Genomic DNA, 12,228 nt, shown 5'->3' with positions numbered 1-12,228 from the left:
CGCCGACCGCCTGCTGTCAACAGGTGCTCCGCCTGCGTCGTTTTCGCGTCGCCCCAGGTCAGCCGCGAGCGCCCGCGTGTGGGCCAAGGAGCAGCAAGCACGGTCCGTGGTGGCACCTGCCTGCGTGATGTCACTCGTTCGGCGGCCCGAAGACCGTCCGCCCGCCGACGACCGTGCGCAGGCACACCGGGAGGTCGTTGCCGGGAGTGAGATCGGGCAGGCCGGGGGTGCCGGAGCGGGGGTCGGTGGACCAGCGCTCCACCCGCTCGTCGGGCGCCTGGACGAGCAGTTCGCCGGTGCGCCAGACCGCGTAGTCCGCGGGCGCGCCGGGCACCAGGACGCCCGCGTCGTCCCGGCCGATGGCGCGCCAGCCGCCGCGGGTGTGGGCGGTGAACGCGGCGCGGGCGGAGATGCCATGGGCGCGGGTGCGGTGGAAGACGGCGGCCCGCACGGTGCCCCAGGGGTCGAGCGGGGTGACCGGGCTGTCGGAGCCGAGGGCCAGCGGGACCCCGGCCTTGAGCAGCGCGGCGTACGGGTTGAGGGTGCGGGCCCGGTCGGCGCCGAGCCGGGCGGCGTACATGCCCTCCGCGCCGCCCCACGCCGCGTCGAAGGCGGGCTGGACGGAGGCGGTCAGGGCCAGGTCGGCGAAGCCGGCGATGGTCTGCTCGGTGAGCATTTCGGCGTGCTCGACGCGGTGCCGGGCGGCCCGGATCCGGTCGAGGCCGATGCGCTCGGCGGCGGCCCGTACGCCGTCGACGACGCCGGTCAGGGCCGCGTCACCGATGGCGTGGAAGCCGGCCTGGAGTCCGGCCTCGGTGCAGGCGGCGACATGGGCGGCGACGGCTTCGGCGTCGAGGTGCCCGGCGCCGGTGTGCCCGGCGTCCGTGTACGGGGCGTGCAGATGCGCGGTGTGCGAGCCGAGCGAGCCATCGGCGAAGAGGTCGCCGGCAGCGCCGATGGCGCCGAGTTCCCGGATCCGCTCCGCGTCCTTTGCGGACGTGATCAGCTCGGCCCAGTAGCCGACGACGCGCGGGGCGTTGCCCTCCCGGGCCAGGGCGAGCAGTGCGGTGAAGTCGTCCTCGCCGGAGATGTCCGGGCCGGCGCACTCGTGGATGCTGCCGATGCCGAGCGAGGCGGCGCGGGCGAGTGCGGCGGCCTGCGCCTCGGCGCGCTGGACGGGGGTGACGGTGGCGTACGCGGCCTGCCGCACCGCGTGGTGGGCGTCGCCGGTCAGCGGGGCGTCGGCCCGGAATCCGGCCAGCTCACGCACGCCGGGGACCAGATCGAGCAGCGCCGTCGTGACGACCGCGGAGTGCACATCCACCCGGGTGAGGTAGAGCGGCCGGCCGCCGGTGGCCGCGTCCAGTTCGGCACGGGACGGCGGGCGGCCCTCCGGCCAGGCGCTGGCGTCCCAGCCGTGGCCGAGCAGGATCCGGTCCGCCTCCCGCGCGGCCGCGTACGCGCGGATACGGGCCAGCGCATCGGTCAGCGTGCCGGCGCCGGAGAGATCGAGGCCGGTGAGCGCGAGCCCGGTCGCGGTGGTGTGCACATGTGCGTCCGTGAACGCCGGGGTGACGAGCGCGCCGTCGAGCGGGACGACCTCGTCCACACCTTCGGCGAAGGAGTCGGCCGCGCCCTCCTCGCCGACCCAGGCGATGCGGTCGCCCTCGACCACCATGGCGGTGGCGAAGGGGTCCGCGGGGCTGTGCACCTCACCGCCGCGCAGCAGGACCGTACGGGGACGTGCCGGGCCGGTGGGGTGCGGTCGGGCCGGATCGGGAATGCGCTCGCTCATACCGGACAGTTTGGCCCCTGTGCGCGGACGGGCCGCGCGCAGGGGGGCGATCACCGGTCAGATGCGCGGCGGGCGGGCCTCGTAGGGCGTGGAGAGCACGACCGTGGTGCGGGTCGAGACGCCGGCGAGGGTCCGTATACGGGTGAGCAGATGCTCCAGCTCCAAGGGGGTGGCGACCCGCACCTTGAGGATGTAGTTCTCATCGCCCGCGACGCTGTGGCAGGCCTCCAGCTCGGGGACCTCGGCCAGGCGGTCGGCGATATCGTCCGGCGCGCTGGGGTCGAAGGGTTTGACCGAGATGAAGGCGGTGAGCGGCAGGCCCACCGCTTCGGGGTCCACGATGGCGGCATAGCCCCGGATGACACCGCGCTGCTCCAGGCGGCGCACCCGCTGGTGCACCGCCGAAGTGGACAGGCCGGTGGCCTTGCCCAGGTCGGTGTAGCTCATCCGCCCGTCCTTGACGAGCAGATCCACGATTTGTCGGTCCAACTCCTCCACGCACTCAACCTACTGCGCGCGGGCGCGTGTGCGCACCGCGCGCCGGATCGTGGACACCTTTACGCCGGGCCGTGTGACCAATGCCACACACGTGATCCGGTGTCGATGGGGTGCCGGCGATTATGCGTGCGGCATGAAGGGAATTGCTGCTGGTGGCCGGGACCGCCCGTCACAGGAAGTCAGCGGTACGACCGGCCCACCCGAGGGGGATGGACATCATGCGACGCCTTAAGCAGGACTCAGCTGCCGCGCACATCGGCGCCCAGGAGGGCGACAGTGCCGGCCTCTCCGGCGACGACGGTGCGTACGACTCTTTCGACACCTATGAGATCTACCGAGTGACCTGCCCCGACTGCCTTCAGCCGATCGCGCTGCTGGCGGGCGAGGACACGCTGCCGGAGCACGCCCTGTGCGCCTCGCCGTGGAACCCCTTCGGGCTGACGGTGTGCCAGGGCTCCGGCCGGGCGGCGTCCGAGGCGCCGGAGTCCGAGGACACCCTGGACGCCCAGGAGCAGGACGTGGCGATGCTGCTGACGCTCCCGGAGAGCCTGGACTGGCGCCGTCAGCCGTTCTCGCACATCGGCGGGCCCGGCACCCGCCCGGCCCGGGTGCCGGGGATGCGTCCGGGCGCCTGAGAGGTTTCGGGGTCTTCACGAGGGGCCGCACTCACCAGTAGCGGCCCTCGATCATCGCCTCCAGCGTCTCCCGGTGGAGGATCAGCGCATCGGCGTCGGCCGGAACCGGCATCTCACCGAAGTGGACCTGGCGATAGGCCACTCGCAGCATGACGATGGCGTGCCGCAGGGCCGCGTAGAGGGTGTGGAAGTCCATATCGCGGGGCCGGTGTCCGGTGAGTGCGGCATAGCGGCTCTCGACGCGGTCGCGGGTCAGGAGGCCGGGCAGTCCCCGTTGACCGCCGGCCTCGGCGAGATCCTGGAAGAAGCGGTGGAGATAGACCATCCACCCCAGGTCGAGTTCGCGGGGGCCGAGCGCGGCCATCTCCCAGTCGAGGACGGCGGCCGGTTCGAACCCGTCGTAGACGATATTGCCGATCCGGGCATCGCCCCAGCTCAGCACGGTCTCACCGGGGTCCGACGGCCAGTGGTCGGCCAGCCGGGCGAAGCCCCGCTCGATGAGCGGTGAGCGCGGACGGCCGTCAACGACCCAGGCGTAGTAGTCCCGTTGGGTCTCGACGTGCCGGTGCAGCGCGCTCCCGGTGCCGGGCGTAGCGAGGAAGTCGGCCGCCGCGGGCGGGACTTGGTCGTGCAGCCGGGCGAGGACCGAGACGCTGGCGGTTTCCAGGTGGTCGCGCTGGGCGTCGGTGGCGTCGTGCAGCCAATTCCCCTCGTACGTATAGGGCATGACGTCCGGGGGGACGCGGCCGTCGGCGCGGGCCATGACGAAGAACGGCGCGCCGAGGTGGGCCGGGTCCTCCTCCAGCCAGAGGGTGCGCGGCACCGGGAGGTCGGTGTGCGTGGCGACCAGCCGCATGGTGCGGTATTGCCGGGCCATGTCGTAGCGCGGGAAGACGGTGTACGCGGCGGGGTCGGCGGCGAGCCGCAGTGCGCAGGAGGCGGGAGCCGCTCCCCGCTCCGGCCCGGCCGAGGGCGCGGGGGACCGCGGCTCGGGGTGCTCGATGTCGAAGAGCAGCGTCTCGCTGGACATGCCGTTGGAGTCCGGGACGGTCGCGGCGACGGCGCGGGCGCCGGGCAGCCGGGTGCCGAGCCAGGCGGTGAGCCGGCGGGTGAGGGCTTCGGGGTCGCGGGTGGTGGTGCGGGGGCGCCGCCCGGCGGGCACTCCCCCGGGCTCGTTTCCGCCGGGGGGCGCGGCGGGCGGCGGATGCGCCGTCATCGGCCGGCCTCCCGCGCGACGGAGTCATAGCCGGTGAAGCCGCTGGGATCGTGCCGGCCGAAGCTGCCGTGCTCGAAGATGCCGTAGCCGGTCCGGCCGTCGAGGGTGAAGCGGGCTGCGTGGTCGGTGACTCCGTAGGCGGCGAGGGGGTGTGCCGCCGGGTCGGTGAGGTCGTAGCTGCGCCGGTCGGTCCAGCCGCGGCCCCGCCAGGTGCCGTGCTGCCAGTCGTCGGCGGGAGGGTAACCGGCCCCGAGGGCGAGGGGCGAGGACGTGAGGATCTCGGCGGTGAGTTCCAGGGGCTTGCGGCCGGGGCCGGTGAGGTGGAGGACGGCGCGTTCGGGGTGGCGGGTGCCGTGTCGGTAGCCGATGTCCGTGTGCGGCCAGCCGAGTTGGACCTCGCGGCCGTCGTCGTGGACCACCAGGGCCTCGTTGAGGGTGCGGTAGCCGTCGGCGTCCTCCTGGACGATGACCATCACGAAGCGGTCGTCGAAGCGCACCGGGCACCAGATCCAGTGGAAGCCCTCGGGCCGCAGCTCTTCCGCGGCCCGTCCGCCGTCCTCGCCGGGTATCGGGCGCACGCCCCAGCTGCGGTCGCGCGTACCGGTCCACTCCCCCGGCGTGACGGCGAGCTCCTGGCCGGCGACGCGGATGCTGCCGGTGCAGGTGCCCGCCTGGACGAACCGGCGGCCTTCCAGCATCAGCCGGTCGCCGCGGTACTGGGTGTGGTGCGGCTCCCAGGTGGCGGGAAACGCCGCGTTCCAGGTCAGGTCGCAGGACAGGCCGTCCGGGTCCCCGGGGTCCGCGGCGCAGGTCAGCCGGAGGCGGGCGAGCGGCTCCTCAACGGTGATCGTGAGCGGGCCGACGGTGAGCGCGAGGCGGTCGTCGGTGAGGGCGTCGGAGGCCCGTACGGCATACAGCCGGTCGCCGAGGCGGAGGGTGGCATAGGCGTCGATGACACCGGTGTTGGGGTACACGCCGAGGCCGACGATCAGCAGGGCGCGGCCGGAGTGGTCCATGACGTGGAAGATGCACCGGTCGTAGGCGTTGCGGTCACTGGTGGCGACATGCCGCAGGGACAGCGGGGCCTGATGGATCGGGTACTCGTCGAGCGCGATCGGGCGGTCGGGCACGGTCTCCTCCTGGGCGCGCGGGCGGCCGGGCATCACCCCGGTACGACGCTCACAAACGGGAATTGACGGTACGTCAGCTATCAGCGGACGGCCAGACCCGGAAGGGCAAGCAGGGGCCCGTACATCCGGCGCGCTGGTGGTGGCGATCGGAACGGCGACGGGGCTCAAGGGGCCGGTGGGCTGAGACCGCGGCCCGGTCGGGCGGGAAGCCACGGGCTGGGCGGGAAGTCCCCGCCCACCCCGTCCCGCTCAGCGCTTCTCGGGGCCGGCGAGATGCCGGGCGATGACCATCCGCTGGATCTGGTTGGTGCCCTCGACGATCTGGAGGACCTTGGCCTCGCGCATATAGCGCTCGGCCGGGAAGTCGAGGGTGTAGCCGTAGCCGCCGAGGAGCTGGACGGCGTCGGTGGTCACCCGCATCGCGGTGTCGGTGCAGAACAGCTTGGCCATCGCCGCTTCCTTGGAGAACGGCAGACCGGCGTCGCGCAGCCGGGCGGCGGTGAGGTAGAGGGCGCGGCCCGCCTCGATCTGCGTCGCCATGTCGGCGAGCATGAAGCGCAGACCCTGGAAGTCGGCGATCGGGCGGCCGAATTGCTGTCGTTCGGCGGTGTACGCGAGTGCTTCGTCCAGCGCCGCCTGGGCGACGCCGACGGCACAGGCCGCGATGCCCAGGCGCCCGGAGTCCAGGGCGGACAGGGCGATGGCGAAGCCCTGGCCCTCCTCCCCGATGCGGCGGGAGTCGGGGACCCGGACGGCGTCGAAGTGCAGCTGGGCGGTCGGGGAGCCCTTCATGCCCATCTTGCGCTCGGGGGCCGCGGCGCTCAGGCCTTCGGCGTCGCCGGGCACGAGGAAGGCGGTGATGCCATGGGCCCCGCTGCCGCCGGTCCGGGCCAGCACGGTATAGAAATCGGCCACGCCGCCGTGGGTGGTCCAGGCCTTGGTGCCCTCCAGCGTCCAGGTGTCGCCGTCGCGGGTGGCCCGGGTGGTCAGGGAGGCGGCGTCGGAGCCCGAGGAGGGCTCGGAGAGGCAGTACGCACCGAGGAGTCCGCCGCCGAGCATGTCCGGGAGGCGCTCGGTGCGCTGCTCCTTGCTGCCGAATCCGGCGAGCGCATGACAGGCCAGGGTGTGCACGCTGACGCCGAGGCCGATGGTGAGCCGGGCCGCGGCGAGCTCCTCCAGCACCTGGAGGTACACCTCGTACGGCTGGCCGCCACCGCCGAATTCCTCGTCGTAGGGCAGCGACAGCAGGCCGGATTCCGACAGCAGGGTGAAGGTCGCGCGCGGGAAGTGACCGGCGTCCTCCTCCTCGGCGGCCGTTGGCCGGATCTCGCGGTCGGCGAGCTCGCGTACGAGCGTCATCAGGTCACGGGCTTCTTCGGTGGGCAGCCTGCGGTCCACCGGCCGGGGGCCGTACTCGGTCATGGCGGCGCTCTCCTCCCTGTCGGGCGCTGCGGCGACACGCGCGGGGTGGGCGGCGGCGCCGGTTTCCGTAGTGCCAGGCCGATGATCGCGTTCCGGGTCTCGGAAGGCGATGACCTGCGACTGTGGCGCTAGGAGTATGCCCGATCGGAGGCTCCGCGTCACGGGTTGATCATCACTGGCCAAGAGGATCCGGCCTTGGGAATGGCCGGACGCGAAATTGGTCCGAACCATTGACTCACTGGTCTAGTCCTTCTACCTTCTCCTCCAACGTTCCACGCGTTCATGCCAAATTCGGAACGCAGGTCAGGCTCCCCCCCCAGGGAGTGTCCGCAGAGCCCCGCCGCCCGTCCGGAGCGCGGGCCGTTGGGGAGCGCGGGCACCCCTACCCCCCTCCGAGGAGACGACATGCCCCTACCGCACCGGCTGCGCGCCCCGCGCAGAGTGATCGCCGCCGTGACCGCGCTGTGTACGGCGGCGCTGGCCGGCACCCTGCTCGCCGGACCGGCCTCCGCCAGCCCCGCGAACGCCCCCACCGCACCACGCGACACCGCCCGGTCGGCACCCGCGGCGGCAGGCGGCAAGGTCGTCGGATACTTCACCAACTGGGGTGTCTACGACCGCAATTACCACGTCAAGAACATCGAGACCTCGGGCTCGGCGGCGAAGCTGACGCACATCAACTACGCCTTCGGCAACGTCCAGGGCGGCAGGTGCGCCATCGGCGACTCCTACGCCGACTACGACAAGGCCTACACCGCCGACCAGAGCGTCGACGGCAAGGCGGACACCTGGGACAACGGCGCACTGCGCGGCAACTTCAACCAGCTGCGCAAGCTCAAGAAGCTGCACCCGAACCTCAAGGTGATCTGGTCGTTCGGCGGCTGGACCTGGTCGGGCGGCTTCGGCGAGGCCGCCAGGAACCCGGCCGCCTTCGCGCAGTCCTGCTACGACCTGGTCGAGGACAAGCGCTGGGCCGACGTCTTCGACGGCATCGACATCGACTGGGAGTACCCCAACGCCTGCGGCCTGACCTGCGACACCAGCGGCCGGGACGCCTTCACCAAGGTGATGCGGGCGCTGCGGTCGAAGTTCGGCGGGAGCAATCTGGTGACCGCCGCGATCACCGCGGACGCCTCGGCCGGCGGCAAGATCGACGCCGCCGACTACGCGGGCGCGGCGCAGTACGTCGATTGGTACAACCCCATGACCTACGACTACTTCGGCGCCTGGGACGCCAAGGGCCCGACGGCTCCGCACTCCCCGCTGACCTCGTACAGCGGCATCCCCAAGGCCGGCTTCAACAGCACCGACACCATCGCCAAGCTCAAGGGTCTGGGCGTGCCGGCGAGCAAGCTGCTGCTGGGTATCGGCTTCTACGGCCGCGGCTGGTCCGGCGTCACCCAGGACGCGCCGGGCGGTACGGCGACCGGCGCGGCACCGGGCAAGTACGAGGCCGGCATCGACGACTACAAGGTGCTCAAGAGCCGTTGCCCGGCCACGGGCAAAGTGGCCGGCACCGCCTACGCCAAGTGCGGCGACCAGTGGTGGAGCTATGACACCCCGGAGACCATCGGCACGAAGATGGCCTTCAAGGACGCGCAGGGGCTGGGCGGCACGTTCTTCTGGGAGCTGAGCGGCGACACCACCAATGGTGAGCTGATCAAGGCGATCAAGTAGCGGCAGCCGGTACGGAGTCGGGCGGGAGGCAGCGGCCTTCCGCCCGTTCGCCGTCCGGCGGCACCGGCCCCGCGAGCTGCCGTAACAGCGCACGACCGCTCGACGCGCGCCCCTCGATGACGCCCGGTGCGCCCCGCGGGGTTTACGGTCCCGCCCGCTACGAGCACCATCGGCCGTACGGGGGCAGGAGCGCATCGGAGAGGTGACACGTGGTCAACCCTTGGCTGGCGATGGAGGCCGGAGCCGATCCGGTGGAGCGCACCCGCACGGTGCGCAGGGCCCATGCGGCCTTCCTGGCCGACGGGACGGTCGCGCCGCCGGTCCGCCAGGTCGTCGCCGACTCCTGGCGCCGTTCCGCCGACGCGCAAGCAGCGGCGGACGGCGCCGTGCCCATCGAGCTGGACGAGGCCGCTCTGAGCGCCTACCGGGACGGGCACCCGCTGGCCCGCGCCATGCCGGTCTTCCGGGAGCTGCTGGGCAGCTTCGCGCAGGACGGCGCGCATCTGCTGGCCGTCTGCGATCCGCAGGGGCGGCTGCTGTGGGTGGAGGGGCACCCCGGGGTGCGGCGCAGCGCCGAGCGGATGAACTTCGTCGTCGGCGCCCGCTGGGACGAGCGGCACGCCGGTACCAATGCCCCGGGCACCGCCCTCGCCGCCGATCACGCCGTACAGATCTTCGCCGCCGAGCACTACAACCGGCAGGTGCAGCGCTGGAGCTGTGCCGCCGCCCCGCTGCACGATCCCCGGACCGGCCGGCTGCTGGGCGCGGTGGACCTCACCGGCGGGGACCATGTGGCCAGTCCGCACAGCCTGGCGCTGGTGCAGGCCACCGCCCGCGCCGCCGAGTCCCATCTCACCTCTGACGCACCGGAGTTGGGCGTCTGCCTCGCCGCCCTCGGCCGGGACGAGGCGCTGCTGGTCATGGACGGGGAGCGGCTGCGGCTGGGCCGCCGGCACAGCGAGATCATCACGCTGCTGGCCCGGCACCCCGAGGGACTGACGGGCGATCAGCTCTCGGTGCTGCTGTACGGCGAGCGCGAGAGGCGCCCGGTGACGCTGCGGGCCGAACTGTCCCGGCTGCGGCAGTTGGTCGGCACCCTGCTGCACTCCCGTCCGTACCGGCTCAGCCGGCCCGTCGAAACCGATCTCGACGCGGTCGAGGAGGCTCTGGCGGCCGGTGAGGTGCGTTCCGCACTGAACGCCTATCGCGGTCCGCTGCTGCCGTCGTCGGAGGCGCCCGGCGTCCAGCGGCTGCGCGGCGCGCTGGCGGACCGGATGCGGGCCGCGCTGCTCGGCGCCCGCGATCCCGGTCTGCTGCGCGAGTGGTCGCGCACCCCCTGGGGCGAGGACGACCTGGAGGTCTGGGAAGCCCTGGTCGACGCCCTGCCGGAGCGCTCCCCGGCCCGCAGCGCACCGCTGGCCACCGCGCACCGGCTGCGCGCGGCGTACGGCCTGACCGGTGGTGGTGCGGTGGGTGCACCGGCCGCCGCGCGCGTCGCAACGTTCACGCAACCTCCCCGGTTCTAGCCTGCGCGCAACGCCCGTCACACGGGAGTGGCGGGCACCGCGCCGAGAGCGATTGGGAGGCCGCACCATGGCCCGTTACGCCAGCCCGGGTTCCGCCGATGCCGTGATGAGCTATCTGCCCCGCTACGACCACTGGATCGGCGGCGAGTATGTGGCGCCCGCCCTGGGCCGGTACTTCGAGAACCCGACCCCGGTCAACGGAGCACCGTTCACCGAGGTCGCCCGCGGCACCGCCGAGGACGTCGAGCGCGCCCTGGACGCGGCCCACGCGGCCGCTCCCGGCTGGGCCCGCACGGCCGCCGCCGAACGCGCCGCCGTCCTCAACAAGATCGCCGACCGGATGGAACAGAATCTGGAGGCCCTGGCGGTCGCGGAGAGCTGGGAGAACGGCAAGCCCGTACGGGAGTCCCTGGCGGCCGATATCCCGCTCGCCATCGACCACTTCCGCTACTTCGCGGGCGCCATCCGCGCCCAGGAGGGCTCGCTGTCGGAGATCGACGAGGACACCGTCGCGTACCACTTCCACGAGCCGCTCGGCGTCGTCGCCCAGATCATCCCCTGGAACTTCCCCATCCTCATGGCGACGTGGAAGCTCGCCCCTGCCCTGGCCGCCGGCAACGCCGTGGTCCTCAAGCCGGCCGAACAGACCCCCGCCTCGGTGCACTTCTGGATGAGCCTGATCGCGGATCTGCTGCCCCCCGGCGTGATCAACATCGTCAACGGTTTCGGCGCGGAGGCCGGCAAACCCCTGGCCTCCAGCCCACGGGTCGCCAAGGTCGCCTTCACCGGTGAGACCACCACCGGCCGGCTGATCATGCAGTACGCGTCCGAGCACCTGCGCCCGGTGACCCTGGAACTGGGCGGCAAGAGCCCCAACATCTTCTTCGACGACGTCTCCTCCGCCACGGACGACTTCCACGACAAGGCGCTGGAAGGCTTCACCATGTTCGCCCTCAACCAGGGCGAGGTGTGCACCTGCCCGTCCAGGGCGCTGATCCAGCGCGGCCACTACCAGGACTTCCTGGAAGCCGGCGTGGCCCGTACAGAGAAGATCGTCCAGGGACACCCGCTCGACACCGACACCATGATCGGCGCCCAGGCCTCCAACGACCAGCTGGAAAAGATCCTCTCCTACCTGGACATCGGCCAGAAGGAGGGCGCCCGCATCCTGACCGGCGGCTCCCGCGCGGAGCTCGGCGGCGAGCTGGAGGGCGGCTACTACGTCCGCCCGACCATCTTCGAGGGCAACAACGACATGCGGGTCTTCCAGGAGGAGATCTTCGGCCCCGTGGTGGCCGTCGCCCCCTTCAGCGACTTCGACGACGCCATCGGCATCGCCAACGACACCCTCTACGGCCTGGGCGCAGGCGTCTGGACCCGCGACGGCTCCACCGCCTACCGCGCAGGCCGCGCCATCCAGGCCGGCCGCGTCTGGACCAACTGCTACCACGCCTACCCGGCCCACGCGGCCTTCGGCGGCTACAAGCAGTCCGGCATCGGCAGGGAGACCCACAAGATGATGCTGGATCATTACCAGCAGACGAAGAACGTTCTTGTTTCATACAGTCCGAAGAAACTTGGCTTCTTCTAGAGCCTGAAGTCGGGTCGCCTGGGGCATCATTGCGCTCCAGGCAACCCGCCGTAAAAGGCACCCACCGCAATCGATTGAATTCATAAAGCTACCGTCTGGCATCCAAGGGAGTTCCCCGCCGGACCATCCGCGGACCAGGAGCGCCGAAGGACACAACCCACGAGCCGCCCGCCCACGAGCGCGGCGATCCGTCGATACCCGTACGCAGCGCCGAACCGTCGACAGCATTGGGAGAGCTCTTCGACCTCATAGCCGCCCTGAACGAATCTGTATCACGAGCGAAGTCTCCTCACGGCGAGAACAGCCCTGCCGACGTCCACGAGCTGCCGAAGACCACGAAGAGAGGACAGCCCGGAAGGGCCGGGCAAGGAGGCCGCCGCGAGGAAGCCCGCCCCAAGCTCCTGACGTGAGCAAGGCCGTTGTCAGTGCCGCGCGAGATCCTCACCCCGGAAGCCGGCACTTCAGAAGGAGGCCGAGTGGCGACGGGACGTCCCCGGAAGGATCCACGCGATCCGGTACTGATTCTGCGGGATGCCGGGCTCGAACCCCTGGAGCCCTATCCAGGAAGCGATAAGCCCTGGCGCTGCCGCCATGAAGCGTACGGGGGGAAAGCGTCACCGCGGCCAGACAACATTGCCGCGGGCCGACAGGGCGGCTGCCGGTACTGCTCGGGCACGGCTCCGATTCTCCGGAGGAGGCGGTGGCGTTGATGCGCTCGGCCGGCCTGGAACCGCTGGA

The 12,228-nt window shown here is 71.9% G+C and carries 9 protein-coding genes; 4 read left to right on the top strand and 5 right to left on the bottom strand.

Translation table 11 applies throughout. From position 1 onward, the window contains the following. Window positions 1-130: 130 nt before the first annotated feature. Both CP981_RS34645 and CP981_RS34640 read right to left on the bottom strand, forming a co-directional pair. Complete coding sequence (locus tag CP981_RS34645) at window positions 131-1,795, bottom strand: amidohydrolase (RefSeq protein ID WP_085922441.1); 1,665 nt, start codon at window positions 1,793-1,795, stop codon at window positions 131-133. 57 nt (window positions 1,796-1,852) lie between these two features. Beyond that, the gene (locus CP981_RS34640) at window positions 1,853-2,293 is read right to left on the bottom strand and encodes an Lrp/AsnC family transcriptional regulator (protein ID WP_026170119.1); all 441 of its coding nucleotides are present in this window, start codon (window positions 2,291-2,293) and stop codon (window positions 1,853-1,855) included. 209 nt (window positions 2,294-2,502) lie between these two features. Here CP981_RS34640 and CP981_RS34635 point away from each other — a divergent pair, with 209 nt between their 5' ends. Next, window positions 2,503-2,928 carry a hypothetical protein gene (locus CP981_RS34635; RefSeq protein ID WP_107429475.1) on the top strand — a complete coding sequence of 142 codons (426 nt, stop codon included), beginning with the start codon at window positions 2,503-2,505 and terminating at the stop codon, window positions 2,926-2,928. A 31-nt stretch (window positions 2,929-2,959) separates the two neighbouring features. Here the strand turns inward: CP981_RS34635 and CP981_RS34630 are convergent, their stop codons facing one another. From CP981_RS34630 to CP981_RS34620, 3 genes are all read right to left on the bottom strand, one after another. Next, window positions 2,960-4,144, bottom strand: a complete 1,185-nt coding sequence (locus tag CP981_RS34630) for a phosphotransferase family protein (protein ID WP_244329930.1) — start codon at window positions 4,142-4,144, stop codon at window positions 2,960-2,962. Continuing rightward, entirely contained in the window at window positions 4,141-5,274 is a 1,134-nt protein-coding gene (locus tag CP981_RS34625; RefSeq protein WP_085922443.1) for an Rv3169 family protein, read from the bottom strand. The genes CP981_RS34630 and CP981_RS34625 overlap by 4 nt, the downstream gene beginning before the upstream one ends. Window positions 5,275-5,523: 249 nt before the next feature. Continuing rightward, window positions 5,524-6,696 (bottom strand): acyl-CoA dehydrogenase family protein, encoded by a 1,173-nt coding sequence (locus tag CP981_RS34620; RefSeq protein WP_085922241.1) that lies wholly within the window; start codon window positions 6,694-6,696, stop codon window positions 5,524-5,526. Window positions 6,697-7,101: 405 nt separating this feature from the next. Between CP981_RS34620 and CP981_RS34615 the strand changes: the two genes are divergently transcribed. The 3 genes from CP981_RS34615 to adh all read left to right on the top strand — a co-directional run bounded on the left by CP981_RS34615 (window position 7,102) and on the right by adh (window position 11,490). Next, window positions 7,102-8,373, top strand: a complete 1,272-nt coding sequence (locus CP981_RS34615) for a glycoside hydrolase family 18 protein (protein WP_085922242.1) — start codon at window positions 7,102-7,104, stop codon at window positions 8,371-8,373. 209 nt (window positions 8,374-8,582) lie between these two features. Next, entirely contained in the window at window positions 8,583-9,899 is a 1,317-nt protein-coding gene (locus CP981_RS34610; RefSeq protein WP_085922243.1) for a GAF domain-containing protein, read from the top strand. A gap of 67 nt (window positions 9,900-9,966) precedes the next feature. Then, complete coding sequence (gene adh / locus CP981_RS34605; protein ID WP_085922244.1) at window positions 9,967-11,490, top strand: aldehyde dehydrogenase; 1,524 nt, start codon at window positions 9,967-9,969, stop codon at window positions 11,488-11,490. The last annotated feature ends 738 nt before the right edge of the window (window positions 11,491-12,228 follow it).

This window comes from Streptomyces platensis, from assembly GCF_008704855.1.
In the GTDB taxonomy this organism is placed as follows: domain Bacteria; phylum Actinomycetota; class Actinomycetes; order Streptomycetales; family Streptomycetaceae; genus Streptomyces; species Streptomyces platensis.
This window is presented reverse-complemented; position numbering and strand designations above follow the sequence as displayed.

What these genes read in the sequence shown, in the direction of transcription:
- CP981_RS34630 (WP_244329930.1), bottom strand. Translation starts at nt 4,144, where the DNA reads ATGACGGCGCATCCGCCGCCCGCCGCGCCCCCCGGCGGAAACGAGCCC.
- CP981_RS34635 (WP_107429475.1), top strand. Translation starts at nt 2,503, where the DNA reads ATGGACATCATGCGACGCCTTAAGCAGGACTCAGCTGCCGCGCACATC.
- adh (WP_085922244.1), top strand. Translation starts at nt 9,967, where the DNA reads ATGGCCCGTTACGCCAGCCCGGGTTCCGCCGATGCCGTGATGAGCTAT.
- CP981_RS34620 (WP_085922241.1), bottom strand. Translation starts at nt 6,696, where the DNA reads ATGACCGAGTACGGCCCCCGGCCGGTGGACCGCAGGCTGCCCACCGAA.
- CP981_RS34615 (WP_085922242.1), top strand. Translation starts at nt 7,102, where the DNA reads ATGCCCCTACCGCACCGGCTGCGCGCCCCGCGCAGAGTGATCGCCGCC.
- CP981_RS34645 (WP_085922441.1), bottom strand. Translation starts at nt 1,795, where the DNA reads ATGAGCGAGCGCATTCCCGATCCGGCCCGACCGCACCCCACCGGCCCG.